Below are 24,986 nucleotides of genomic sequence, written 5' to 3' on the forward strand. Positions count from 1 at the left end.
GGTCGCCTACCCGGCGGTCAACTGCGGCTCCTGAGCCGCCCGCTGCGAACGGCCCGCGGTCTTCGGACCGCGGGCCGTTCCGCGTGCGCTCGGGCTCACGCGGAACCGCGCGCCGCGGCATCCGCTTGCTCCAGCCGGCGCAGCCGACGTCGTGCGAAGTCCTGTGCCCGGGGCCCGCCCGAGAGGGTGCGCCCGGTGACCGCCAGGATGCCACGCGTGAGCGTCACGACGGGGAGCCACGTGCGGCGCAGGCCGAGGAGCTCGCGGTATCGGCGGGGGATCGTCGCCACCGCGCTCGCGAAGAGCACGCGGTAGGCGAGCGACATCGAGCGCGAGTCGCGGAACGGCGGTCGCCCCAAAAAGCGCACGACGTCGTCGACCCGCTCGTCGCGACGGAGCACTCCGGCCTCGAGGTGCGCGTCGAGGCGCCGGCGCAGCTCCGCCTCGGTGCGGGGCGGATCCGACACACGCATGAGGCGGCCGGCCGTCGCCCACTCGGCGACGTACGCGTCGGGACCGCCCGGGATCGGCCCGCCCCACGCCTCGTGGCACGTGAGGAAGGCGTCGGTGAACGCCAGGTGCACCCACTCCACGAGGTCGGCGTCGGCGGCGGAGTACGTCACCTCGGTGCCGTCCGTCGCCCGGTAGGTGCCCGAGACGCGCTCGTGAAACCGCCCGACCCGCGCTGTCTCGCGCTGGGCCTGCGCGCGGGAGCCGTACGTCAGGCAGATCACCCACCGCACCGTGCCGGTGAGTCGCCCGATCGGATCCTCTCGGTACCGCGACCAGTCATGCACGCCGGCGAGCGCCCCCGGATGCAGCGCCTGCAGCAGCAGCGCGCGGATGCCGGCGACCATCGTGCCCATGCCGGCGTGCACGGTCCATGCCGGACCGTCCTCGGCGAACCAGCCACGGTCATCGCCCTGGGCGAGCTCGCGCACCCACGGCGGCGCACCGTCGGGGTCGCCCGAGAGTGCGATGAGCAGCCGGGCGCGCAGCTTCATTCTGTGCGCGCCGCGTCGGGGTGCTCTCGTCAAGGCGGTCTCGCTCCCCGGCATCCGCGTCACCCCTCCAGCGTGCCACGACGACGGATGCCTCGGCCCGATGACGCGGAAGGGCGCCGCCGGGTCGTCCCGACGGCGCCCTTGCGCTCACGCGCGCGCGATCAGCCGCAGCTGGCGGCGGGGTAGCCGACCTCGGTCTCGACCGTCACGGGCGCGCCGTCGACGGTCGCAGTGGCCTTGAGGGCGACGTTCCCCTCGGGGATCCCGACCTGCCGGGTCGTGAACGATGCCGAAGCGCTCTTGCCGGCGGCGACCGAGCCGAAGGTCTTCGTACCGTAGGGCGTCGTCGCGGTGAGGGTCACGGGGAACTCCTCGGAGTTCTTCACCGTCAGGACCTGCACGAGCTTGCCGGCCACGCAGCGCGTCGCGACGGCCGCCGACACGTCGAGCACCGGACCCACCACGGTGACCGTCAGCGACACCGTGCGGTTGGCGGGCGCGACCTCCTCCTCGCGCGTCTGGTTCAGCACCGCCGAGCCGTCGGCGGCGAAATGCACCGTCTTGACGCGCGCGTGCCGGCTCGGGTCGTTGAGACCGCCGTCGGCGCCGGGCGCCCACTCCGAGAACGGAGGACGCGCGTGGTACACGATCACCGGGTTGCCGTCGGCGTCGAGCGTGAAGGAGTTGTGGCCGGGTCCCTGCTGCTGGCCGCCGAAGTCCTCCGACGTCAGGAGCGGGTAGCTCGTCTTCTTCCAGGTCGACGGCTTCATGAGGTCGCCGTCGAGCGGCGCGCGCAGCATGCCGATCGAGTACGTCTCGTTCACCTCGGAGGCCGAGAAGAAGACGAACACCTCCTTGTCGCTCTTGATGACCGATGCGCCCTCGTTGATGACCTCGCGCGACGTGCGCTCCCATGCGTAGTTCGGCGTCGAGAGCAGGATCGACTGCGACGTGAGCTGGCTGGGGTTCGACGGGTCGATCTCGGCCATGCGCAGGTCGGAGCTGCCCGGTTTCTCGGCCCACACCATGTAGTGCTTGCCGTTCGCCTCGAAGTACGTCATGTCGAGCGAGAAGCTCGTGAACGCGGCGGTGTCACCCGGGGCGGCCTTGATGTAGCCGAGTTCCTCCCAGTTCGAGGCATCCATCGGGTCGCTGTCGCCCGGCGCGCGCATGATCGCGGGACGGATGTCCCACACGCTGCCACCGCGGCTCGATGTGAACAGGATGTAGTAGTCGCCGTTGATCTTGTGGAACTCCGGCGCCCAGAAGTACCGATATGCGCCGGTGGCCACCTTCGAGCCGTTGGACGTGTCGATGGCGGCCGCGTTGCGGGCCCACAGCAGCACTTCCTCCTCGGCGGTGGTGAGGCCGTTGATCGTGTCGGCGCGGCGCAGGACGATCCGGTCATAGCCCACGCCGGGGTTGGCCTGCGTCGTCGGGTACGAGCCGGTGAAGTAGTACTCGGTCTCACCGGTCCGCTCGTCGTCGCGGAACACCCACGGGTCGGCACGCTCGGGCACGAGGATGCCCTTCTCGTCGCCGTACACGGGCTGGTTCACCGTGCCCGTCACGGTGTACTCGCCCGGCGTGGCGAGGTCCACCGTCGAGGTGTCCCATTCGACGCCGAGCTGCTTGGACGAGCCGTCGGAGTAGCCGAGCTGCACCTTCTCGGGCAGCTCGAGCTCGCCGCCCACGGCGACCTCGACGTCGTCGCCCGCGTCGACCGTCGTGTTCACGATGCGGCCGAGCGACTTCTGCAGATGGGCGAGCTCCGCCGCGGTGATGGGCAGAGCCGACGCCTCGATCGCTCCGGTGGGCAGGCCCGTCACGGTCTCCGGGGCCGGCGGGGTCACCGGCGTCGGCGCACTGAAGGCCGTGAAGTCCTTCGTCGTCACTTCGTGCGCTGCGCCGGCCGGCGTGCGCAGCACCACGCGGTACGCGCCGTTGCCGTTGTCGTACGCGACGTCGGCGCGGGCGACGGTGATGCCCTGGGTGTTCGTGATCGCCAGCTTCTCGCCCGTGAAGGTGACGAGGTCGTTCGACGTGTAGACGAAGATGCGGCCGTTGGCGGCATTGTCGGCAGCGACGAGCCCGAAGGTGCCGTCGGGGTTGCGGAACAGCGTCGGGTTCGCGAACTGCGAGGTCCCCGTGCCGAACGTCGGGTAGAGCACACCCTTGTTGTTGTTCAGCGCGACGAGCGGGTCGCCGTCGGGCGCCACGGCGAGGTGCAGCACCTCGGTCTTCGCCGTTCCGCCGGTGCGGACGTAGGCGACGGCACGGCCGGCGGCCTCGGCCTTGACGGTCACGGCGAACGTGCGCTCCGTGCTGAGGCCGCCGCGCGAGAACGTGGCGGTGAGCTCGACCGCTGTCTCCGCGGACGGACGCGTGACCTCGCCGGTCGCCGAGACGACGGCGGGGTTCGAAGACGCCCACGAGACGTCGATGTCGTCGACGGCGTCGCGCAGCACGATGTCGTCGGTGACGACCTCGATGCCGAGGTCGAATGCGTCAGCGCTGCGTTCGAGATCGCGCTGCGGATCGACGGCGGGCACGGTGACATCGTACGAACGCGTGAGCGTCTCGCCACCGAGCGAGAATGTCGCCGTGAGGGTCACGGTCGCGTCGGCCTGGCCAGCGGCGGGGCGCGTGACGGTGCCGTCGGCGGCGATCACCCCGGGCGCGCTCGACGCCCACGTGATGCGCGACTGGTTGGCGCCGGATGACGGCAGCGCGATGTTCGCGATCGTCTCGCCGGGCAGAGACATGGCGTCGGCGTCGGCCGCGAGGGCGGCCTGAGTCTGCGCGGGCGTCGTGCGCTCGCTGAGGTGATACAGCTCGGCGATCCGGGCGGCGTCGTACGCCGAGCCCGACACGACCACATCGTCGACCGCGCCCTTGAAGAAGATGTCGGCATACGAGGAACGGCCGATGTAGCCGATCAGGTCGGTGCCGAACTCGGTGACCGTGCGCGTCGTCGCGACCGTCCCGACGAGAGCGCCGTTGTAGTAGCCCGAGATCGACGTCGGCGTGATCACGGTCGTGTACATGCTCCACGCCGTGCCGGTGGTGGGTCCGGCGACGCCCTGTGCCGTGTTGGTGGGCGAGATGCCGTACTCGGTGCCCCACGGCGCCGTCGGCACATTGCCGTTGGTGATGACGCTCTTGAAGCGGTTCTGGGGGTTGCGCGGGTTCAGCAGCCAGTACTGCGCCGGGTAGGTGCCCGTGCCCGACCCGAAGAACATCGCGGCGTAGTTGCCCGCGGCGGTCTCGTTGCGCAGCCACGTCGAGATCGTGAGCGTGTCCTTTCCGTCGAAGAGGTTCGCGGGGAACCGCACGTAGCCGGCCCCGCTGTTCGCCGCTCCGCCGGGAAGGGTCAGCACGCCGTCGGCGACGGTGGCTCCGGTGCCCAGGATCGTGCCGTCGTTGCCCTTGCCCGAGACATCCGTCACCGTCCCAGGGGTGCTGAAGTCGTAGTGGAGGATCAGGTTCGGGTCTTCCGGAACCGGATCCGCGTGCGCTGCCGGCGGTGCGAGCACGCCGATGACCAGGGCTGCGATCGCAGCCCCCGCCACTCCGACGCGCCGCCAAGACTTCGTCGCCATTTCAAACCTCTCCATCGCGGCCTGTCAACCCGCGCGGGTTCGCGGGCATTGTCGGTCACAGTAGCGCGTTACCGCTCACATTTCCACCGTCGACCGGGCAGTCGTCTGGCGGGCCCATTGGGCGTTCCGTCGTCTGACAGTGGCGGACTTCGTTTGGTTACCGCTAACGTGAGCGATAACACCCGTTCGACGACGTTCGGCCTCACTTGATGGAGAGTGGAATGAGAGTGTCCCGCACCCGGAAGACTGCGACCGCGCTCGCCGCCATCGGCGCGATGGTCCTCGGTCTGGGGGTGAGCGGCGCAACGGCCGCCGTCCCCGGCGATGGACTTGTCGCGGAGTATGTCTTCGACGAGGCATCGGGCTCCACCGTGGTCAACACGGCCACCGGCTCTGCCTTCGGCCCAGCGACCGTGCGCAATGTCCAGGCAACCGACTGGACCGGCTCTTCGCTGACCCTCCGCGGCGGCGCGAAGACGTCGACCGGCAACTGGGTGGAGCTGCCCGACGCCCTGCTCGCGGGCCGGGAGTCGGCCACGGTGACCGCCGAGGTGAAGGCCTCGGCCGCCATGCTCAACGGATTCCACTTCCTCTGGAACATCGGCAACGAGTCGTCTGCGACCGAGTACTTCTTCGCGTCGCTCAACTGCGGCTCTGGACGCTCACCCCTCGTCGGCATCAAGTCCGCCGGCGCCGAGCAGCTGGTGCAGTCGGGGTCGTGCGGCCTGACCGCCGACACGTGGGTCAACGTCACGTCGGTCGTCGACGGGGCGGCGGGCACGGCATCCCTCTACATCGACGGCGTCCGCGCGGCACACGGCAACGTCGGCGCGACGCCGGCCGACATCGTCGACCAGTCGCTCAACACGATCGGCCGCGCGCCGTGGCCGGACCCGCTCTTCCAGGGCGCGATCTCCGCCTTCCGCGTGTACGACCGCGCGCTCACCGCTGCCGAGGTCGCCGAGGTCTCGGCCGACGACGCGCAGACACACGCCTCCGAACTGCAGGCGCAGGCACAGGCGATCATCGATGCGCTCGCCCTGACCGACCGCGAGACGAGCGCCGACATCGACCTGCCGACGTCCAGTGGCCGCGTGACCTGGATTTCGAGCAACCCCGATGTCGTGTCGGACAGCGGCTCGGTCACGGCGCCTCTCGCCGGTGAGCCGGCGATCCCGGTCGAGCTGACCGCGACCGCGGCCGTGCGCGGCATCACGGCGTCGAAGACGATCACGGTGACCGTGCTGCCGTCGACCGAGACCGCGCAGGAGCGTGCCGACCGGCTCGCGCAGCGGTTCGTCATCCCGTCCGTCGTGCGTTCGGGAGCGGCGCTGCCTGCCGCCCCGGAGGGGACCGCGGTCGAGGTGACGTCGGTCACAGGCGACGTCGAGGTCGGCGACACGATCGTGTCGCCGACCGGCGAGCCCGTCGATGCCGAGGTCGAGGTGACCATCAGGGACGTCGCCACAGGCAGCTCGTCCATCAGACGGTTCCAGGTACGCGTGCTGCCCGAGACGTCCACGCAGCTGCTGGCCTACCACCGGACGCCGACGACCGTGTCGGAGGCGAACAACGCCGACGTCGCACTCAGCATGCACCTCGCCCTCGAGGACGCCGCCGGGTGGACGCCGCTGAACGAGAACTACGGCATCTTCTTCCCGAGGACGTCGACGACGCCGCCGGCCAACGGAACCACAGAGAGCATTCTGCGCAGTCTCCGCAACCCGCACATCTTCTACCTCGCCGACGGAGACTTCGGCATCGTCGCGACCCGGACGGCGCGGGGCGGCTCCTCGGACGGCACGCAGTCGAGCCGGCTCCTCTTCGCCCGCAGCGCCGACCTGCTGTCGTATGAAGAGGTCGGGCTCGTCGACGTCGGGGTCACGAGCGGCGTCAACGAGCCGGCTGTGATCTTCGACACGGCGTCGGACCGCTACGTCGTGACGTGGACGTCGGATGCGGGCGCGGCGATGTACACGACCTTCGGCGACCTCACCGACGTCGCCACGCGTGGCCCGGTGCTGCGCGGCTCGGTCGGCGCCACGGCCGGCGTGGCCGCAGCCGCCGTCCCGAACTACGCGAGCGGCAATGCCGTCGCAGTGACGCCTGAGATCGTCGACGCGCTGCAGGTGCGGTTCGGGCGCGTCGTCAACACCGGCATCGCGGCGCTCGACGACGTCGAGCTCGAGGCGGGAGAGTCGCTCGAGGCGGTGCTGCCCGAGCGGGCGCAGCTGTCGTACAGCGACGGTTCGTCGGCGAGCCGCGCGATCGCGTGGGACGAGGAGGCGATCGAGGCCGTCGACACCGGCACGCCGGGCACGTACGAGGTGACCGGCACGGTCAAGCAGCCCGAGTACGCAACCCCCTTCGCCGATGAGCGCGCCGATCCGTCGATCTTCCGATTCGACTGGAACGGCGACGAGAAGTTCCTGATGATCGCGACCGAGGACCTCAACCTCAACCCGATCGACCCCGCGAACGGTCCCCACATGCCGATCCGCATCGCCGACCGCATCGAGGACCTCTCCGACGAGGCGATCGCGGATGGGCGCAACGTCGAGATCGATCTCCTGCGCGCGGGCGACACCGACGCCGACGGCGGCGTCATGACCGGATGCTTCTGGGCACCCGAGTTCCACGTCATCGACGGTCGCCTGTCGATCCTGTTCATGCCCTGCTACAACGGCTCGAACGGTCGCCCCGACATGTGGACTGGACGGGCCAGCATCATCCAGCTGAAGCAGGATGCGCAGGGCAACGACCTGAATCCGGCCGTCCCGGCGAACTGGACGAAGGCACAGAAGGTGCTTCGCGCCGACGGGTCGATCCTCAACCCGGTGCAGAACATCTCACTCGACATGACGTACTTCCAGGACTCGGGTCAGTCCTACTACGCGTGGCAGATGCTCGGCTCGATCTTCATCGCGAAGATGGACCCGGCGAATCCGACCCGGCTGACCTCCGCCCCCGTGCGGATCCTCGCCCCCGAGTACGCGTGGGACAACACCATCGCCGAAGGCCCGAACGTGCACGTACGCGACGGCAGGCTGTACATGATCTACTCCGGCTCGACCGTCGGCGACACGTACACCACGGGCCTGGCCACCGCCACGGCCGGCGAGGGCGTCGACCTGACCGATCCCGCCGCCTGGTCGAAGCTGAACTACCCGATCCAGAAGTCGGGTCTGTTCAACGGGGCATGGCAGCTGGGCACCGGCCACGGCATGTGGTCGCACGACGAGGACGACAACCTTCTCTACGTCTTCCACGCCCGCACGAGCAACAACGGACTCACCGGCCGCGACACCTTCGTGCGCCGCGTGCACTTCGCCGCTGACGGCCTCCCCATCTTCGACATGGAGTCCGACGAAGAGATCGCGCCCGACAACCGTGCCGTGTCGGTGACCGTCACCGTCGTGGGCGAGCCCGAGCCGGCGCTCGACGTGTCGGCGATCGTGGCGGCGCGCTGCGTGGCGGGCAAGGTCGTGCAGACGGTGTCGGTCGCCAACGGCGAGGCGTTCCCGGTGGCGGTGGCGATCGCGTCGCCGTACGGCGCGAAGACGGTGTCGGTCGGCGCCGGCAAGACCGTGTCGCAGGCCTTCTCGTCCCGCCTGCCGGCGATCGAACCGGGAACGGTCGGCGTCGATGCATCGGCGACCGTCGCCGGCGAGTCCGTCGAGTTCGACCAGGACGTCGCGTTCGCGGCGACCAGCTGCGGATGAGACCACGCGGCGCTGGTGCGAGCGCGCCCGGGCCGCGGCATCCGTCGCCGGCGCAGCCCCGTCACGTTCACCACCGACACCCACTACCCCTCCGCGAACTGCGGCTGAGAAAGGAATATGCAGTGAATCGCACACACATCGGGCCCGAGTCGGGAGGCGCGCGTAGGAGGAAAGTGCTCGCCGGCGTGATCGGAGCCGCGCTGGTCGCAGGCACCATCGGCGCGACCGCCCCCGCCGCGGCGGAAGAGCCGCCGTCGCTGCTGGCCTCGTACGACTTCTCCGAGACGAGCGGCACCGTGCTGCACGACATCTCGGGCGCCGGTCGCGACGGCGCCGTCGTCGGTGGAGCGGCCTGGCGCGGCGGGTACATGCAGTTCACCGGCGCGAACCACGTTCAGCTGCCGAACAACCTCCTCGCCGGGCAGAGCGCTGCGACGATCGTCATCGAGACGAGCCCGACGGCGCTCTCGGGGAACAGGTTCCTCTGGAACATCGGCGGATCGGGAGACTCGGCGACGGGGCAATTCTTCATCCAGCCCGTCGCGCCCCGCGTCGCGATCTCGACGGCCAACTGGTCGGGCGAGCAGTCTGTCACCTCGGCGACCAAGCTCGTGGAGGGCCGATGGCAGTCGGTCGCGGCCACGATCGAGAAGAACGCCGAGGCGACGACCTCGACGCTGAAGCTCTACATCGACGGTGCGCTCGTCGCGCAGAAGGCCGACTCCACCGTCGCCCTCAGCGACCTCGCGACGCACACGATGAACTTCATCGGCAAGAGCGCCTACGCGGGCGACGCCCTGTATCAGGGCGGCGTCTCGGCGTTCCGGGTGTACAGCGAGGCGCTGCCGGATGCCGACATCGCGACGGCGTCGGCCACCGATGCCGCGGCCACCGCCGCCGAGGTGGCGAACGCGATCGACCTCGCCGCTGCCAACGTGCAGGACCTGGCCGAGGTCGAGTCGGACCTCGTGCTGCCGACGGCCGGCGGCGTGACGTGGACGTCGCGGCCCGCCGGAATCGTGGCCGCGAACGGTCAGGTCACCCGGCCCTCGGCTGACACGGTCGTCACCCTGACGGCGACGGCGACGGTGCGCGGGCAGGCGGCGACCAAGGATTTCGAGGTCACGGTGCTGAAGGCCCCGACGGCCGCCGAGCAGGCGACGCGCGCAGCGGAGACCCTGCTGCTGCCGTCCGTGCTCGAAGAGGGTTACGTGCTGCCGGCCACGGCACTGGGACTGCCCGTCGTGTGGTCTCACGTGTCCGGCGCGGGATCGGTCTCAGAAGGGACCATCACCGCCGCCCCCGCCACGGGCCTGGCCGCCGCCACGCTGCAGGCAGTCGTCGGCACCGGGGCGGACGCCGCCACCACTCAGATCGACGTGCGCATCGCCGAGGCGGGAGCTTCGCGCCTGGCTGCGTACACCACGTCCAGGAACACGCGCGGCGGCGACGATCCCGAGGTCACGCGCTCCGGGCACCTCGCGCTCAGCGCCGACGGCGCGACGTTCACCGCGCTGAACTCCGGTGCCGGCGTGGTGTTCCCCACTGTCAGCGGCATGACCGAGACGAACAACGGAACGAAGCGCTACATCGCGCAGCCCTACGTGTTCCGCCTGTCGGGCGATGAAGGATTCGGAATGATCGCGCGGCGCACGTCCGCCGCCGGGACGCCCGACGCGGCCGGTGCGCTCGTCTTCACCTCGCCGGACCTCGTGGACTGGAGCGAGGTGGGATTCCTCCCGCTTCCGGGCCAGGGGGCGGGCGCCGTCTCGGCGGAGTGGGACTCCCGCGTCGGCGCCTACCGCATCGCGTGGACCAGCACTGCCGGTTCCACGCTGACCGGGACCACCGCCGACTTCGACGCGGTGGCGGCGGTCAAGGTCGGTCAGCAGCCCGGCGGGCGCACCGGCACGATCGACGTCCCCTACGCGGAGACGGCCTCGATCGTTCCCGTCACGGCGTCCGAGGCGCGCGTCGCCGAGCAGCTGCTCGGACGCGTGCGGAACACGGGCCTGCAGGCGCCCGACGACGTGACCGTCACTGCCGGCGGCGAGATCGAGCTGCCGGAGAAGGTCACGGCCGACTACTCGGATGGGGGCACGCACGACTTCCGCGTCGACTGGGACACATCGGCCGTCGACCCGTCGACGCCGGGGGAGTACACCGTGACCGGAACGCTCGAGCGCACCGACACGATCTTCCCGCTGCTGCCGAACCGGGCAGACCCGCACGTCCTCCGCTACACGCTCCCGGACGGCGAGAAGACCTGGCTGTACATCGCGACGGACGACAGCGGGCAGGACGAGTTCTTCATCCGCTCGGCCGACACGATCGCCGGGCTCGGCTCCGCGCCTGACAACCGCATCCTCGGCTACGGCCTGTCGGGAACCAGCACGAACGCCCAGCTGTGGGCGCCCGAGCTGCACGTCGTCGACGGCGACCTGTACATCCTCTTCGCCGCCAACGCCAACAGCGTCAACTCGTGGACGGGCGTGCAGTCGTACACGATGCGACTGAAGACGGGCGGCAACCCGCTCGTCCGCGCCGACTGGGAGGCCCCGCAGCGCGTCGTCGACGCGGCCGGCGAGCCGCTCACGACGTACGGCACCGGGATCACCCTCGACATGACCCACTTCGAGGACGACGGCACGGACTACGTCGCCTGGTCGGAGCGGATCGTCTCGCCGTCCACCGGACCGGCCGTCGTGAAGATCGCGACCGTCACGCCCTCGGCCACGGGCCCTTGGCGGCTCTCCAGCCCGCGGTCGACGATCGTGTACCCGGACAAGGGCTGGTCGACCAACACCTCGGCGGTCGCCGAGGGGCCGTTCGTCATCCAGCGCGACGGGAAGGTCATGATCACCTTCTCCGGCTCGAACATCGACTGGACGTACGCCGTCGGCCTCGCGACGGCTTCGTCCGGCGCCGACCTGCTCGACCCGGCGGCATGGCACGTACGCGACAACGCGATCTGGAGCTACGAGGGCGTCTTCTCCAACAACTGGGGGCCAGGGCACAACTCCTACACGTACGACGACGACGGCAATCTGATCAACGTCTTCCACGCGAAGGCGACGCAGAACGGCACGCGGGACTCCGGTGTGCGGATGGTGTACTTCCGCCAGGACGGCAGCCCGATTCTCGACATGACGGACGCCGAGTGGCTCGCACCCGAGAACCGGACGGTGACAGCGACGGTGACGGTCACCGGGTCCGAAGGCCTCGAGGTCGAAGCATCCGTCGCCACCCGCTGCGTCGGCGGCAAGGTCGTCCAGGTGGTCACGGTGGCCAACGGGGAGGACGTACCGGTGTCGGTCACGCTGTCGGGCGCCTATGGCACGAAGACGTTCACGTCGCTCGCCGCCGGCAAGAGCGCCTCGGCGTCGTTCACGACGCGCCTTCCGGTCATCCCCGCCGGCTCGATCACGCTGACGGCGTCGGCTACCGTCGCCGGCTCGGACGTGACCGACACGACGGAGGTGAGCACCTCGCCCGCCTCGTGCGGGTGACCTGACCCGGCCGCGAGAACGGCCGTCGCGACGCGCGCCGCGGGTGAGTACCGACCCCGCGGCGCGCAGTCGCACGCCCAGAGCGCACGTCCGCGGCGGGCCCCTCGTGTTCGGCGTGTCGGTGCAGCGCCCTGGGGTCACCGCCGCCGCTGGTGGATAGTGACGAGGACGCCGTCGCCGTACGTCGTCGCCTCGGTGAGGTTCCAGGCGCTCTTGTCGGGCGTCTGACCCCAGAGGGTGCGGCCGTACCCGAGGGCGACCGGGAAGGTCATCAGATGGAGTTCGTCGACCAGGTCTTCCGCAAGGAGGCCCTGGACGAGTCGGATGCTGCCGGGCACCGAGATCTCGCCCTCGATCTCGCGGGTCAGCTGTGACACCTCCTCGCGCAGGTCGCCGCGAAGCACCGTCGTGTTCGTCCATTCCAGGTTCTCGAGCGTGCTCGAGAAGACGAACTTCGGCATGCTGTTGTACTTGTCGGCGAGCTCGCCCTCGTATTGCGGCCACGCGCTTGCGAAGCCCTCGTAGGTGACCCGCCCGAGCAGCAGCGCCGAAGCCTGGAGCGATCCGAGTTCCTTGAAGCGCTCGCCCTCTGTGCCTCTGTCGAATTCGAAGCTCCAGTTCGGGTAGCGGAAGTCTTCGCCTCCGGGCGCCTCCACGACGCCGTCGAGCGAGAGGAATTCGGTCATGACGATCTCGCCCATGTCAGTTCTTTCGGACGAAGTCGCACAACGCCTCGGCGAGGACGTCAGGGGTGGTGCCGTGGTTCTCGCCCGGCACCGCGCGGAGGGTCGCGGTCGGCAGCAGCTCTGCGACGGCACGTGCGCCCGTCTGGAGGAACGGCCAGGTGGCGTCGCCGTGCATCACCAGGACGGGGATGTCGATCCGCCCCCACAGGTCGGCGCGGAGCGGCTTGCCCGACATCGTGTCGCCGAGCTGGCGGGCGTCGTACGCGATGGTCGGCGCGATCGCCTCGAGCTTCGCCCAGGCGTCGCGATCCTGCTGCACGCCCGCACGAAATGGCGACCGTGCGTGTGGGGGCTCTCGGCTCCGGAGTCGACGAGCCCGCGGGCCGGCAGGTGCGGCATGGACGTGCCATGGGCGAAGGTGATCCCGAACGACGCCGAGTCGCCCTCGATGTCCACCGAGGTGGGCCCCGTCTCAGGACCGCGCGCCGCGGCGTGCATGACGCCACGGTCCTCCCAGAAACACCAGCTCCCACGTGGACGTCGCAACCGACGTCATGACTCCCGTCCCGGAGGTGCGGCCTCGCCAGATCCGCGAGACACACGGGGAGTCGGATTCGCGATGCTCGCTCTCGATCGCCATCCTCACCCCCCTCTCTCGCGAACAGCCTGCCATGACCCCGGCGAGGGTGGGGCCCTTTCGGGAAGCGTTGCGCGGTGAAGTCCGCATGCGCCCACTGGCACGGTGTGGGACCCGAACCGGGCCGCGGTGTGGGAGCTGTGGCCTCTCGCGCTCGGCCACCGCGGACACGAGGATGGCGGTATGAGCGATGAGCACAACGTAGTCCGAATGTGGCGCGGAGTCGTCCGCACTGCGGATCGCGACGAGTATGTCGACTATGTCGAGCGCACCGGCGTCGAAGAGTACCGCTCGACACCGGGCAATCGTGACGCATGGACACTGACGCGCGAACTCCCGAACGGGTTGACCGAGATCATGACGGTCTCGCGCTGGGACAGTCTTGAGAGCATCCGGGGCTTCGCAGGAGACGACATCGAGAAGGCGGTGTACTACCCCGACGACGATCGCTTCCTCGTCGAGCGCGACGACACCGTGCGGCATTATTTCCAGCGCAACTGACCGCCAAGTCTACGGAGGAGTGGTGGGCGAGCGGAGTGGAGCTGCTCGGGTGTCGGCTCTGAAGGGCGGCCGAGGAGTGGTCGGTTCAATGCGCTGATGCCACCCGACGGTGGACCTCGCGGTGAATCGTTGCGCGCGAGATATTGAACAACTCTGCGATCTCGGTCTGCGAATACGCGCCGCTGTCGAGGACTTCGTAGAGGTGTCCTCGCCTGGGTGCGGGTGAGTTTCGGCTGCTTGCCCTTCAGCTTGCCTTTCACCCGGGCGATCGCCATTCCCTCGCGGGTGCGCACTCGGATGAGATCTCTTTCGAACTCGGCGACCATCCCGAGGATGTTGAAGAGCAAGCGACCGACGGGATCTGTCGCATCGTACGTGCTCCCGCCCAGACTCAGGACGACGCCCCTGAGGGTGAGCTCATCGGCGATGTCTCGCGCGTCCTTCAGCGACCGCGCGAGCGATCGAGCTTCGTGACGACGAGCGTGTCGCCACGCCGCACCGCCGCAAGCGCCTCCCGCAGGCCAGGCCGAGCCCGGTTCGCGCCTGTCATCCCGTGGTCTACAAAGATGCAGGCTTCATCTACTCCGAGTCGCACGAGGGCATCCCGTTGAGCAGACTCGTCCTGCTCGATCGTTGACACCCGCTCGTAGCCGACTTTGATTTCATTCATGACGACAGCATGTGCTCGCGGCCCTTCGGCCGACAGGCTCAGAAACGCGGCACGCCGCCATGCGATGGAGCCGCCCGCCGATCAGCGACCCGCAAGCGGGCAGCGAATGAGAATGGCGCCATCGTGGGCATTCGCCCGCAACGATCCGCTTACAGGCTGCGAACGAGGGCGGGCCGCCGGCGCGCATCTACAGTTTGAGAGTCGGGCTGACCGATCCCGTTATCGAGTCAATCGCCGTACTCTTGGTGACTCACCGCGTGTCCCTCGTTCTCGCGATCGGCTTCGGTCGCGCCAAGACGCCGCAGATGGACCTTTCGCAGACAGTCATCCGTGTCAGCGCCCGCATCACCGCCTGCCGCGACCGCGAATGCCGTCGCGAGCGCAAGAATCTGGAGGGTGACGGTCACGGCGTTGGCGGCATGCGTTCCCATCGTGCCTTCTTCACGCTCCTCGGAGTGCTCACGGTCGGCATGGTCGGTTGCGCGCCGCAGGCCGAGCCAGACTGGGCGACGGCACAAGCGGCTGCACCGGAGTTCGAGGGCGCGGTATCAGGCCGAGATGGGTCCTCGGCTCAGCACTTTTCGGGTGGATAGCGAAGGCTCACAACCGTCAGGCGAGGGCGAGGTTGTGATGTCCTATGCGCGCGATGTGCGAGTCGGCGGCGTGACGGTTGCCTGCTCGGCGACGGAACCGCACGCATGGGCCGACCTCGACGTCGAGGATGCGCGCAGGGTCGGACTCGAGGTGCTCGCCTTCGGGAATGAGCTCGAGGCTGTTCAGCTCCCATGGAGCGGCGTCGAGCACCGAGTAGCCGGACTTCGTAAGCTCGCATCGCAGCTTCCGCGGCTTCCTGTGAAATGGGTGCCCACACCAGCGTGTCGCAGGGCGTGGAGGTGATTTCGAGTTCCATGGTCCATGGCGTGTGAGCCAGTCAGACCCGCGCGACCGCGAGATAGCCCGCAACGTCGAACGGCACCAGCGGCGTATCGGCGCGCACGTAGAGCGGGTGACGGGGATGACCATCGTTGGTGGGCCTACCGAGCGATACCCACTCCGCCCCTGCGTCCGTGGTGACCTGCAGGATGTCGCGCAAGAGGGGTCGCAGGTAAGGTCGGGAGTCGACAAGGTTGCCCCAGGCGGCCAGCAGCGTCGCGCGGCCCTGCACGATCTGGGCGATGTGGCGCTCGTTCTCGGCCTTCAGGTTTGTGCTGTGCTCGAGGTGAAGTCCCTTCGGGTCTGTCGAGATCTGCGGGTAGACGTTGAGCATCACCCAGCTGTCGAAGCCGTTGTCGGCGGCGAAGCGAGTCACGCGCTTGATGGTTGGATCAGGAGCGTTCGGCACCGCGGTGCTCGGGTTGATGCCGAAGCACACCAGCGGGTTGTCGCCGACGACGCCCAGCGCGAAGCGAGCCGAGCCATCGCTTGCGTGCTCGTAGATCCACTGCTCAGTCACAGGATGCTCCTTCTAAGTTTTCAGGCGCCAGTGCGTGGCCTCGGCGGCCATTTCTGCGTATGCCGAGACTCTACTGAGACGCGTGGACGTTGCTGTGCGCGCAGATCGGCTCCGTGCTGTCCCTCAGAGACCGATCGGGGCGACGTCCACTGCCTACCGCGGCGAAGTTCTGTCACCCCCTCCGCCCGCAAGCGGATTCCTCGACGCGCGAGCCGGACCTTCGGTTGGGCGGAGCTCGCTTAGTCGGGCCAGATCGCAAGCGCGAGGCCCACTGCAACGGCCAACACGCCACACACGACGAATGCTGCTACGAGCAGCCGCGCACCAAGACGGTCGTCCCCCACGAGTCGAGGATCGCCCTGCGAGGTGAACGTTCGGGATCGGCACGCGCTAGCGCCATCACGCCGCGGGTCGAGACGCACGGAAGGCGACCGGCTAGGGCCCGGATCTCCTGCAGTCACAGGAAGCGAGCATCGACGTCTGCACCGGCGTGCGACCAGATCGAGGACTTCGGCTTTGTCGGTGCCCGGTCGTAGCGTCCAAAGCATGGCTGAATATACGACGATCGATCCATGGATCATCTCCGCCAATACGCTGGCCGAGATCTTCGCGACGATCTCCGCATCGGCGGACAGGAATCGCACCCAGCTCGGCCCACCGTCGATCAACCCTTCCTCACGCGCCAGGGCGTCGAACAGCTCCAGCAAGACGGGATGCATCTCCGTGGGTTCGGACACGATACTCCCTCGGTCGGGTCAAGGTCACAGATGCTACTGAGCGCCGATGCGCAACAGACGTCCGGCAGGTGAACAGTCGCCGGTTCTCGTGGAATCGCACGCGCGCACGGCGTATCGTTGCTCTCTTATGGCTTCCGTGCACCGTCCCCGCCCGTACCGGGTCACCGTTCACCGAGATGGCCGGTGGTGGCATGTTCGGGTGCCCGAGCTCGGCGTCGCGACGCAGGCGCGCACCCTGGCGGAGGTACCCGCGCAGGCGCGCGACCTGATCAGCGTCTGGATCGGGGCACAGTCGGCCCTCGTGCGCGTCACCGTTCACCGTCGCGGCCGGCAGGGATCTGCCTGACCGCCGGCCACAACACCAAGCCCTCAGGTGTCCGGGAAAGCGCGCCAGGCTCCCGGCGCCGTTCATACTGTGCGCTCCGAGGGTGCCAAGTACGGCGAGACGCACATTCGGAGATGACTTGGTGCCTTCGACGAACGCAGCAACACGGTCGACGATCAACATCTCGTCGGGGTCGCGAGGGAGGTACTGCTTTGCCTCCTCGAGCACCCGATGGTTCACATAAGGCACGACAGGGGAGACCAACGGTGAGCGAGATTTCGGCGTGGCGTAATCATCTGCGGGTCCACCGACATCGGCGATGCGAACCGACGCGCCACTGCCGATGGGCTCTCGCGCAGAACGGTGTCGATGCACTATCGGGCGCCGCGCGGTAGCGGGATGGCGGGCGCGCGGTCAACAAGTGTGCAGGTGGTAGGCGGATCGCAATCTGTGGTGAGGTGGTCATCATGGACCTCGGCGACTTCAGGCGGCTCTTCGGAGACAACATCAGGGCCTGGATGAATTGGGATCTTCTGCAGGTTTCCAGGGTTGCGATCTCGGCGCGGGTCATCACTGATCGCGACAAACTCGGGGATCTACGGACGGTCTGGTACGAGAATCGAGCAGGCGGACCCGGGGATTGGCGAGACGCCGAGTCGACGCCCCTCTCGGTGGGTGAGGCGGTTGAGCACAGGGAGTTCTGGACACCTCAACGGCGCGACCGGATCGACGCGTTCAGCAGCCAGTACTTGCGGTACACGGAGCCCGTCCTGCTTACCATTCCCGCGTATGCAACGCCCCGTGGTGCACTCATGCTCGATTCAACCCACCGTGCGGCTGCGGCATATCTATCGAAGGCCGACGTGCGGCTACTCGTCATAGCGATCATCGGACCCATTTCTGCCGAGATTCTCCCCGACCTCGCACATCACAACATCATCAGTACGGAGACTCGTGCATAACGACGCAACAGTGGCGGCTCCTGCAGCGGACCTTCGTTCCGTCTTCGCGGACCGCCTCAAGCAGGAACACGACATCATCGGCCACCGGATGACGTGGCTCATGACACTGAACGGTTTTCTCGTCGGCGGAGGAGCGGTGCTCATTGCCAATAAGGACAAGTTCGATGGAAGCTCCGGCCTAACAACCACACTGTTCGCTGTTTGCCTTGTCGGGGCGCTGAGCAACATGTCTGTTCTGTTCTCGAACTACTGGGCGACGCGGGCAATCAGAGAAGCGGGAGACGCACTGGCGATCACATGGGCGACCCTCGAGCCGAACCACAGGGATCGGCAACGTGTCGAGATGCGGTTGTTCGGTCGGGACCCGGCGTCGTTCACCGGCCCCAGCCGCCCAGCGCCGAGCCAGCCGCTGCACCCTTGGCTGTTCCTTCCCGGCCTATTCGTCATGTTCTACATGGTCATCCCACTCTTTGCGAACGGCATCAGCAACGACGACACCGACCTGCCCATATGGTGGTGGATTGGGTTGGCGGTGACTCTCCTCACTCTCTTCACCTGGCTACCCGTCTGGGATGCTCGCTTCCACAATCGCCGCAGCGTGGTCGCGTATGTAGTCGCCTACACCGTAGGGAAGGATGACGATTGGCCGCGCTGGCGCGAGCAGCGGCGCCTCTACCGTCAGCAAGCCGTAGAGGTACGGAAATGGATCGAGACCTCTCCCGAAGGCTCAATACGCGATCTCAAAGCCAGCCACGCCGGGCTTATACCTCGCAAGACATTTGAGAAGTACAAGTGCGCCCAGGCAAGGATCGAGGAACTCCAGCGGCCCATCCCTTCCGTGGCCGACGAAAGGACGACGACGCGACGCTGGATCGACCGGTTCGCGCGTATTTTCATCGGGCACGGTCAAGAAAGACAGTAAGCGACCGCTCTAACCAGAGCCGGCGCGGTAACCGATCCGTTTACGTGTGTCGCGCGTAGGAGGGGGCTTCTTGGGCATCTGGCTCGATGGAAGCCTCATGCGCTTGAGATCGACGCGGCGTCGAGCGAAGGTCTATATACTGCTCTATACAAACCGGAGGAGGAGTCATGACCGTCACGTCAATCGATATCGACCCGGACGAGCTGCGCCAAGCGAAAGAGCTCGCCGGCACGACCTCCAATCGCGAAACGGTGGATCTCGCCCTGCGCACTCTCATCGCCGTCCGTCGCCAGCCGGCGGCCGTCGAGCGGATCATCGCCCGTACGTTCGAGCCTGACCAGATCGACGCACCGACGATCCCGCCGGCGACGGCGATTGCCGGCCAGTGACGACCTACCTCGTCGACAACAGCATCTGGCAGAAGGCCTCAAAGAGCGAAGCGATTGCGACAAGGCTCCGGGAGCTCTCACCCACTCACCTGATCATCACCTGCCCGCCGCAAGTTCTCGAGTACTGCCATTCGGCACGGAGCCCGCAGGAGTACCAAGAACTCCGCGCGGACATGGAGCAGTTACTGCCCGCATGGGAACATCCCGGCGAGCAGCAAGCCCTGGATGTCCAACAGGCGCTATGGTCCACCGGGCTCATGCGCGCGGCAGCGGCGTTCGATTGCCTCATCGCGGCATACGCGGTCGTCAACGACGCTGTCATCCTGAACTCCGACCACGACTTTGGTTTCATCGAGATCGCCACGCGGGGCGCGGTCCGGCAGGAGTACGTGGCAGCCTAAGGGACTTCCGAACCGACCCGATCCGTAACCCTGTTGCGGATGGGACGGGGCCGCTGCCACGACGATGCGGGTTCAAAAGATACGTGCTTCCCAGGTGGCGAGGAATGCCACGCGGCGGCCATGGCGAGCACGTTGAAAAGCAGCCTCCCCACCGGGTCTGTGGGGTCGTACCTGTTCCCGCCCAGACTGAGCGCGACGCCTTTCGTTGTCAGTTCGTCGGCGATGTCGCGTGCGTCCTTCACCGATCGGGCGAGCCGGTCGAGTTTGGTGACCACGAGCGTGTCACCTTCCCGGACTGCGGCGAGCGCTTCGCGCAGTCCGGGCCTGGCCCGGTTGGTGCCGGTCAGCCCGTGATCGACGTAGATGTTCGAATCGAGCACTCCCAGTCGCAGCAGTGCGTCTCGCTGCGAGGTGAGGTCTTGATCCGCTGTGGAGACCCTGGCGTAGCCAATCAGTATTCCGTTCATGCCGCCGACGGTGCCACCGTCACAGCAGAGGCGCACCCGCGTTGGATCCGAGCGGGCGCCGCCCGAAAGCTGAACCATCACGGTGAAATCGGCCGGATCGTTGACCGTGGCGCGCGACCTGTGGTCGTTAGGAAGACGAGCGCTCACGATGAAACCAATACGGGTCGTGCCCGCAATGAGGAACCTGTCCGGGCGAGGGGCTACCGTTCGAGAATGGTCGCAGCCTCTGCCAAGCCCGAGTTGCACGTTGATACCGTCGAGGAATGGGAGCGCTGGCTGGAGTCCGATCCCGATGCTGACGGAGTCAGGCTGCGCGTTCGTAAGGTGGCGTCGAGCAAGCCGGGCATCACCTATGCGGATGCGTTGGACGTCGCGCTGTGCTTCGGCTGGATCGACGGGCAGAAGCAGTCGTTGGATGCCGACTACTTCCTGCAGGTCTTCACACCGCGCCGGCCGCGTGGGGTGTGGTCGAAGGTCAACGTCGAGCACGCCGCCCGTCTAATCGAGGCGGGCCGGATGCGACCCGCTGGTCTGCGCGAGATTGAACGAGCGAGGGCGGACGGCCGGTGGGACGCCGCCTACCGTCAGCGCGATGGGGAGGTCCCGTCCGAGCTCCAGGCGGCGCTCGACGCCGACCCGGCGATCGCCGCTGCGTTCGCCGCGCAGTCGGCGCAGAACCGCTTCGCGATGGCGTTCCGCGTGAGCAGCCTGAAGCGCCCGGACACTCGTGCGGCCCGCGTCGCTCAGTACGTCGCCATGCTCGCGCGGGGCGAGACGATCCACTGAGTCGCGCGCGGCGAGAAGGAGCGCGGAATCATTAGCACCCGATTCGGATCCTTCCACGGGCGTTGCCCGACAGAGGAACCTGAGCGTACGCTGGTTGACTCGCGTCGTCCTCGACCTGCCGCGTTGAGAACTACCGATTTCTCACGGGCGGCTCATCGAGGCGGCTTGTCAAGGCGTCGATTCGGTGCCTATGGCCTTGAGGTGCTCAATTGCGGGGATGGTGTGGTCCCGCAGGATCTGAAGCATTCGGTGCGCGTCGCGGGAGCGTGCGGCGTCGAGCATGTCTGCGTGGTCTTGTTCGCCGACCGCGCGCCGACCCTCCCACGCGGCAATGTCCTGCTTGATCTGGATGGTCGCCACATTGAAAAGCCCACGAAGAATCGACAGTGAGCGGCGTCGACCACTCGGCTCTGACAGGAGCATGTGGAAGTCGTAGTTGATGATCGTGAACTCGAGTGGGTCTGTAGATGCGCGCATGCGCTCGTGAAGAATCGCAGCACGCTCGATCACATCGTCGGTGTAGTTGGGAACGGCGCGGCCCAGCGTCTCCGTTTCGACGACGAGCTGCAGCTCCAGGACCTCAACAAGCTCGTCGCGCGTGAACTCCCTGATGACTGCACCGCGGTTTGTGTCGATCTGCACGAGGCCCTCTGCGGCCAGGTCGCGAAATGCCTCTCGAACCGGTGTGGTCGACACTCGAAGGTCAGCTGCGATCTCTGACTGACGGAGCCGGTCACCGACGGCTAGTTCGCCTCGAAGGATCCGTTCGCGAAGAACCTGGAGAACTTGCGATTCCGCAGATCTGATCCCATTCATCTCACTCACGCAGTCCTCTGCCGGTTGCGGGGGGCGGTGTAACGCCCTTGTAAACAGCCTGTAAAAGCGAGCCGTTCTGGTCTTCAGTGACGACTGCCCCCAATCATACTGATTATCGATAATGCACAATGCACAATCGGCAGGACGATGACAATCACACTCACGCAGGTTTCCAAGCGAGCCGCGCCTGTCGCGGGCGCCGTGGCCCTCACCTTCGCTGTGGTCAGCGCCGTCATCCTTGCGATGGGCGCGAACCCCCTCGAGGCGTACCGCGCGCTCTGGACCGGCGCGTTCGGCTCCCCGTTCACGATCGGCCAGGTCATCACGATCACCTCGGTGCTTCTGCTCACCGGAATTGCCGCGGCGATTCCTTTCAGTGCCGGACTGTGGAATGTCGGCGGCGAGGGTCAGCTGTTCGCCGGTGCCATCGGCGCCGTGTGCGCGGCGCTGACGCTGGGACCGGGCCCCTTCACTCTGGTGAGCTCGCTCCTCGCGGGGGCGGCCGCCGGGGCCGCGTGGGCGCTCGTCCCGGGCCTGCTCCGGGCGTGGCTGGGCGCGAGCGAGATGATCGTCTCGCTGCTGATGAACTTCGTCGCAGTCTTCGCCGCCGGTCTGGTGATCCGGCACATCTTCCCGGACACCAGCGGTCAGGCGACCCGCCTGATCGAACGAGAGTCGCGACTTCCGGTGATCTGGACCGCCGGCGGCGTCAACCTGGGCATCGTGGTCGCGGGCGTGCTCGCCGTGATCTGCGCGATCGTCATGACCCGCACCCGCCTCGGATTCGGAATTCGTGCCGTCGGCCTCGGCGAGACAGCCGCCGAACTAGCCGGATTCGAGCGACGCTCGACCACCCTCTCGACCTTCGCGATCGCAGGGATCAGTGCGGGACTGGCGGGTGCGCTCCTCGTCCTCGGCGCCGGGGGACAACTCTCCGAGGGGGTCTCCTCGAACTACGGGTTCGTCGGAATCGTCGTCGCGCTCGTCGCGGGACTTCGTGTCGCATGGATACCGCTCTCGGCACTGCTTTTCGCCGCCTTGACCGTCGGTAGCAACGGGCTCCAGATCGGCGCCGGACTTCCGTTTTCGCTCGGGATCGTCGTCATCGGCGTGCTCGTACTCACTCTCCTCGCTACCCGTGTCATCACCCTGAGGAAGTAACCGGTGGACACCATCACGACACTCCTTGTCGTCTCCATTCCCCTCATGGCCCCGCTGCTGTGGGCACTGCTCGGCGAGATCGTGTCCGAACGCTCCGGCGTCCTCAACGTCGGGATCGAAGGCGCAGTTCTCCTTGGCGCCTGGGGAACAGCAGTCGGATACTCCCAGACGGGCAACCCCTTCATCGGGGTCTTCACCGGCGCCGCGGTCGGCCTCGCCACAGGTGGCGTCCTCGCCATCCTCTACGTCTGGCGAGGGATCGACCAAGTTGTCGGCGGCGTGGTCGTGAACCTCCTTGCCGTCGGGCTGACCACCGCGCTGTGGGCGACGTTCCAAGGCAAGGAGCCCGTCAGCAACGCCCCCCGCCTGGCCATCCCGATCCTCTCCGACATTCCCATCATCGGCCAGGCACTGTTCAACCAGAACGCCCTGGTCTACGCCGCGATCGTCGCTGCCCCGCTGCTGCTTCTCCTTCTCGACCGGACGACGTGGGGATTGCGCGTCAAGGCGGCGGGAGAGGCGCCCGCCGCACTCGACTCCGCGGGCATAAGCGTCCCCCAGGTTCGCACCATCGCCCTCGTCATCGGAACAACCCTCGGGGCGCTCGGGGGAGCGACGATCGTCCTGACGAGCGCATCCGGCGGATTCGTCACCAACATGAGCGCGGGGACCGGATACATCGCGCTCGCCATCGTCATCCTCGTCCGCTGGCGACCGCTGCTGGGCCTGGTCACCGCGCTCGCGTTCGGAGTCCTGCAGGCGCTCCAATACCAAGTTCAATCGATCCCGCTGCTCGCCGGCATCCCCACCGAGTTGATTCTTGCTCTCCCGTACCTCGCGGCGATCATCGTCGTCGCGCTGTCGCGGTCTGCTCGCTACCCGGCCGCGACCGGTGTCGCCTGGCAACGAGGAGGCTGACCGACCCACCTGTCCCATCCGCACCATCCGACGCACCACCCGAATCAAGGAGACCGAATCTCATGGCAACACCCACCCGCCGCCGGCTCGGCCTGGTCGCAGCCGCACTTCTTCCCTTGCTCGCGCTCAGTGCCTGCGCCAGCGACGCCAGTGACGCCGCGCCGGCCTCAGCAGACGACCCGTACCGGGCCCTCGTGATCACGGACGGCCCGGAGAATGACCGCTCCTGGTCCAACTCGGTCTTCGACGGAATCTCGGAGATCGATGTCGACAACATCGAGGTGGAGTTCGCCGGCGGCCTCGTCGAATCCGCCGACGTGGTCCAGCAGGCATCGTCCTACGCCAGCCAGGGGTACGACCTGATTCTCATCATGTCCGGAGCTGTCACCGCAGCCGCGACGCAGATCGCGGAGCAGTTCCCAGACACCACCGTCTGCCAGGGCCCCTGGGCGGCAACGGACGAGGACCTCGCGGCCTTGCCGGACAACCAGTGCGTCTGGAACGTGAAGCAGCAGGACGGCACCTTCCTCGCCGGCGCGCTCGCCGGGATGGTGACCCAGACCAACAAGATCTCCTCCGTGGCCGGCGGTGATTTCCCCGCGGTGACTCGGCAGCCCGAGGGATTCATCCTCGGCGCACGCTGCGTGAACCCCGAGGTGCAGATCGACATCCAGTACACCGGCTCGTTCTCCGATGTCGGCGCTGCGCAGGCAGCCGCAACCAGTCAGATCGCGGCTGGCTCCGACGTCATCCTCTCGGCCGTCGACGGCGCCGTGACCGGCCTCTACGGCGCCGCCCGCGACGCCGCACGGCCGACGTACGTCATCCCGTCGTACTTCGACAACTACGAGTCCGCGCCCGACGTCGTCCTCACCAGCGTCCTCTACAACCTCAACGGGATCACCGCCGACATCATCGAGAAGGGCGCTGCGGGCGAGATCGGTGCGCACACCTACCTGCCGTACGACTTCGCCAACCTCAACGTCGGCGACCTCGCAGACTTCCACGGCAACGTGGCGGTCACCCCGGAAATCGAGCAGCGCCTCGCCGAGGTCGAAGACATGCTCCGCAACGGCGACATCGTCGTCCCCGAAGACCTCGACGACCCGTCGCTGAGCGAGAAGGGAACTGGGTCCGCGCTCGACCCGGCATCCATCGGCTGCACGTTCTGACACGCTCGTCGGCGGCACCTGCCTGAGTGCCGCCGGCACCCCACCCACACCGAAGGAGATACACCCCATGCCGCAGTCATCCGAGATCACCGCAATCTGGCCTGAAGGTACCCCAAAGCCGCTCATGCCGTACTCCCCGGCCGTGC

Annotated in this window: 21 protein-coding genes and 1 pseudogene; 12 read left to right on the top strand and 10 right to left on the bottom strand. The window is 67.6% G+C overall.

Going from position 1 to position 24,986, the window contains the following annotated elements; all coding sequences use genetic code 11:
* Window positions 1-95: 95 nt before the first annotated feature.
* The gene (locus EIO58_RS02420) at window positions 96-1,004 is read right to left on the bottom strand and encodes an oxygenase MpaB family protein (protein WP_127818106.1); all 909 of its coding nucleotides are present in this window, start codon (window positions 1,002-1,004) and stop codon (window positions 96-98) included.
* Window positions 1,005-1,165: 161 nt separating this feature from the next.
* On the bottom strand, window positions 1,166-4,606 hold the full coding sequence (locus EIO58_RS02425; RefSeq protein ID WP_164861502.1) for an immunoglobulin-like domain-containing protein: 3,441 nt from the start codon (window positions 4,604-4,606) through the stop codon (window positions 1,166-1,168).
* 221 nt (window positions 4,607-4,827) lie between these two features.
* Here EIO58_RS02425 and EIO58_RS02430 point away from each other — a divergent pair, with 221 nt between their 5' ends.
* Both EIO58_RS02430 and EIO58_RS02435 read left to right on the top strand, forming a co-directional pair.
* Window positions 4,828-8,328, top strand: a complete 3,501-nt coding sequence (locus EIO58_RS02430; RefSeq protein WP_164861503.1) for a family 43 glycosylhydrolase — start codon at window positions 4,828-4,830, stop codon at window positions 8,326-8,328.
* A gap of 122 nt (window positions 8,329-8,450) precedes the next feature.
* Window positions 8,451-11,837, top strand: coding sequence for a family 43 glycosylhydrolase (locus tag EIO58_RS02435; protein WP_127818109.1), 3,387 nt, complete (start codon window positions 8,451-8,453; stop codon window positions 11,835-11,837).
* 137 nt (window positions 11,838-11,974) lie between these two features.
* On the opposite strand, the gene EIO58_RS02440 is transcribed toward EIO58_RS02435, so the two are convergent.
* Both EIO58_RS02440 and EIO58_RS02445 read right to left on the bottom strand, forming a co-directional pair.
* Complete coding sequence (locus EIO58_RS02440; RefSeq protein ID WP_127818110.1) at window positions 11,975-12,538, bottom strand: dihydrofolate reductase family protein; 564 nt, start codon at window positions 12,536-12,538, stop codon at window positions 11,975-11,977.
* 1 nt (window position 12,539) lies between these two features.
* Complete coding sequence (locus tag EIO58_RS02445) at window positions 12,540-12,842, bottom strand: alpha/beta fold hydrolase (RefSeq protein ID WP_127818111.1); 303 nt, start codon at window positions 12,840-12,842, stop codon at window positions 12,540-12,542.
* Between the two features lie 501 nt (window positions 12,843-13,343).
* Here EIO58_RS02445 and EIO58_RS02450 point away from each other — a divergent pair.
* Window positions 13,344-13,661 carry a hypothetical protein gene (locus EIO58_RS02450; RefSeq protein WP_205789098.1) on the top strand — a complete coding sequence of 106 codons (318 nt, stop codon included), beginning with the start codon at window positions 13,344-13,346 and terminating at the stop codon, window positions 13,659-13,661.
* A gap of 85 nt (window positions 13,662-13,746) precedes the next feature.
* Here the strand turns inward: EIO58_RS02450 and EIO58_RS02455 are convergent.
* Window positions 13,747-14,331, bottom strand: a pseudogene (locus tag EIO58_RS02455) (recombinase family protein).
* 257 nt (window positions 14,332-14,588) lie between these two features.
* Here EIO58_RS02455 and EIO58_RS02460 point away from each other — a divergent pair.
* Window positions 14,589-14,924: a hypothetical protein gene (locus EIO58_RS02460; protein ID WP_127818112.1), complete on the top strand. Its 336-nt coding sequence runs from the start codon at window positions 14,589-14,591 to the stop codon at window positions 14,922-14,924.
* A 16-nt stretch (window positions 14,925-14,940) separates the two neighbouring features.
* On the opposite strand, the gene EIO58_RS02465 is transcribed toward EIO58_RS02460, so the two are convergent.
* The 3 genes from EIO58_RS02465 to EIO58_RS02475 form a co-directional block, all read right to left on the bottom strand.
* Window positions 14,941-15,135, bottom strand: a complete 195-nt coding sequence (locus EIO58_RS02465; RefSeq protein ID WP_127818113.1) for a hypothetical protein — start codon at window positions 15,133-15,135, stop codon at window positions 14,941-14,943.
* Between the two features lie 127 nt (window positions 15,136-15,262).
* Window positions 15,263-15,784, bottom strand: coding sequence for a DUF1643 domain-containing protein (locus EIO58_RS02470; protein ID WP_127818114.1), 522 nt, complete (start codon window positions 15,782-15,784; stop codon window positions 15,263-15,265).
* Window positions 15,785-16,023: 239 nt separating this feature from the next.
* Entirely contained in the window at window positions 16,024-16,521 is a 498-nt protein-coding gene (locus EIO58_RS02475) for a hypothetical protein (RefSeq protein ID WP_127818115.1), read from the bottom strand.
* A gap of 792 nt (window positions 16,522-17,313) precedes the next feature.
* Between EIO58_RS02475 and EIO58_RS02480 the strand changes: the two genes are divergently transcribed.
* From EIO58_RS02480 to EIO58_RS02495, 4 genes are all read left to right on the top strand, one after another.
* A complete protein-coding gene (locus EIO58_RS02480; RefSeq protein WP_127818116.1) occupies window positions 17,314-17,808 on the top strand; it encodes a hypothetical protein in 495 nt (164 codons plus the stop codon).
* Window positions 17,801-18,730, top strand: coding sequence for a hypothetical protein (locus EIO58_RS02485; RefSeq protein WP_127818117.1), 930 nt, complete (start codon window positions 17,801-17,803; stop codon window positions 18,728-18,730). The genes EIO58_RS02480 and EIO58_RS02485 overlap by 8 nt, the downstream gene beginning before the upstream one ends.
* A 167-nt stretch (window positions 18,731-18,897) precedes the next feature.
* Window positions 18,898-19,119, top strand: a complete 222-nt coding sequence (locus tag EIO58_RS02490; protein WP_127818118.1) for a type II toxin-antitoxin system VapB family antitoxin — start codon at window positions 18,898-18,900, stop codon at window positions 19,117-19,119.
* Complete coding sequence (locus tag EIO58_RS02495) at window positions 19,116-19,520, top strand: PIN domain-containing protein (RefSeq protein ID WP_127818119.1); 405 nt, start codon at window positions 19,116-19,118, stop codon at window positions 19,518-19,520. The genes EIO58_RS02490 and EIO58_RS02495 overlap by 4 nt, the downstream gene beginning before the upstream one ends.
* On the opposite strand, the gene EIO58_RS02500 is transcribed toward EIO58_RS02495, so the two are convergent.
* Complete coding sequence (locus tag EIO58_RS02500; protein ID WP_446723858.1) at window positions 19,517-20,134, bottom strand: recombinase family protein; 618 nt, start codon at window positions 20,132-20,134, stop codon at window positions 19,517-19,519. The two genes, EIO58_RS02495 and EIO58_RS02500, sit on opposite strands and share 4 nt — an antisense overlap.
* A 66-nt stretch (window positions 20,135-20,200) precedes the next feature.
* Here EIO58_RS02500 and EIO58_RS02505 point away from each other — a divergent pair, with 66 nt between their 5' ends.
* Window positions 20,201-20,773: a YdeI/OmpD-associated family protein gene (locus tag EIO58_RS02505; protein ID WP_127818120.1), complete on the top strand. Its 573-nt coding sequence runs from the start codon at window positions 20,201-20,203 to the stop codon at window positions 20,771-20,773.
* A 168-nt stretch (window positions 20,774-20,941) separates the two neighbouring features.
* Here the strand turns inward: EIO58_RS02505 and EIO58_RS02510 are convergent, their stop codons facing one another.
* Window positions 20,942-21,589 (bottom strand): GntR family transcriptional regulator, encoded by a 648-nt coding sequence (locus tag EIO58_RS02510; RefSeq protein WP_240658531.1) that lies wholly within the window; start codon window positions 21,587-21,589, stop codon window positions 20,942-20,944.
* A 147-nt stretch (window positions 21,590-21,736) separates the two neighbouring features.
* Here EIO58_RS02510 and EIO58_RS02515 point away from each other — a divergent pair, with 147 nt between their 5' ends.
* From EIO58_RS02515 to EIO58_RS02525, 3 genes are all read left to right on the top strand, one after another.
* On the top strand, window positions 21,737-22,750 hold the full coding sequence (locus tag EIO58_RS02515) for an ABC transporter permease (RefSeq protein WP_127818122.1): 1,014 nt from the start codon (window positions 21,737-21,739) through the stop codon (window positions 22,748-22,750).
* A 3-nt stretch (window positions 22,751-22,753) separates the two neighbouring features.
* Window positions 22,754-23,668: an ABC transporter permease gene (locus EIO58_RS02520; protein ID WP_127818123.1), complete on the top strand. Its 915-nt coding sequence runs from the start codon at window positions 22,754-22,756 to the stop codon at window positions 23,666-23,668.
* 62 nt (window positions 23,669-23,730) lie between these two features.
* A complete protein-coding gene (locus EIO58_RS02525; RefSeq protein ID WP_127818124.1) occupies window positions 23,731-24,840 on the top strand; it encodes a BMP family lipoprotein in 1,110 nt (369 codons plus the stop codon).
* Window positions 24,841-24,986: the final 146 nt, after the last annotated feature.

This window comes from Microbacterium sp. CPCC 204701 (assembly GCF_004010105.1).
Classification (GTDB): domain Bacteria; phylum Actinomycetota; class Actinomycetes; order Actinomycetales; family Microbacteriaceae; genus Microbacterium.

Bases quoted from the DNA above. Each gene is read 5' to 3' on its own strand.
- EIO58_RS02525 (WP_127818124.1), top strand. From the start codon at position 23,731: ATGGCAACACCCACCCGCCGCCGGCTCGGCCTGGTCGCAGCCGCACTT.
- EIO58_RS02425 (WP_164861502.1), bottom strand. From the start codon at position 4,606: ATGGCGACGAAGTCTTGGCGGCGCGTCGGAGTGGCGGGGGCTGCGATC.
- EIO58_RS02515 (WP_127818122.1), top strand. From the start codon at position 21,737: ATGACAATCACACTCACGCAGGTTTCCAAGCGAGCCGCGCCTGTCGCG.
- EIO58_RS02505 (WP_127818120.1), top strand. From the start codon at position 20,201: ATGGTCGCAGCCTCTGCCAAGCCCGAGTTGCACGTTGATACCGTCGAG.
- EIO58_RS02430 (WP_164861503.1), top strand. From the start codon at position 4,828: ATGAGAGTGTCCCGCACCCGGAAGACTGCGACCGCGCTCGCCGCCATC.
- EIO58_RS02440 (WP_127818110.1), bottom strand. From the start codon at position 12,538: ATGGGCGAGATCGTCATGACCGAATTCCTCTCGCTCGACGGCGTCGTG.
- EIO58_RS02450 (WP_205789098.1), top strand. From the start codon at position 13,344: ATGAGCGATGAGCACAACGTAGTCCGAATGTGGCGCGGAGTCGTCCGC.
- EIO58_RS02490 (WP_127818118.1), top strand. From the start codon at position 18,898: ATGACCGTCACGTCAATCGATATCGACCCGGACGAGCTGCGCCAAGCG.
- EIO58_RS02420 (WP_127818106.1), bottom strand. From the start codon at position 1,004: ATGAAGCTGCGCGCCCGGCTGCTCATCGCACTCTCGGGCGACCCCGAC.
- EIO58_RS02480 (WP_127818116.1), top strand. From the start codon at position 17,314: ATGGACCTCGGCGACTTCAGGCGGCTCTTCGGAGACAACATCAGGGCC.
- EIO58_RS02510 (WP_240658531.1), bottom strand. From the start codon at position 21,589: ATGAATGGGATCAGATCTGCGGAATCGCAAGTTCTCCAGGTTCTTCGC.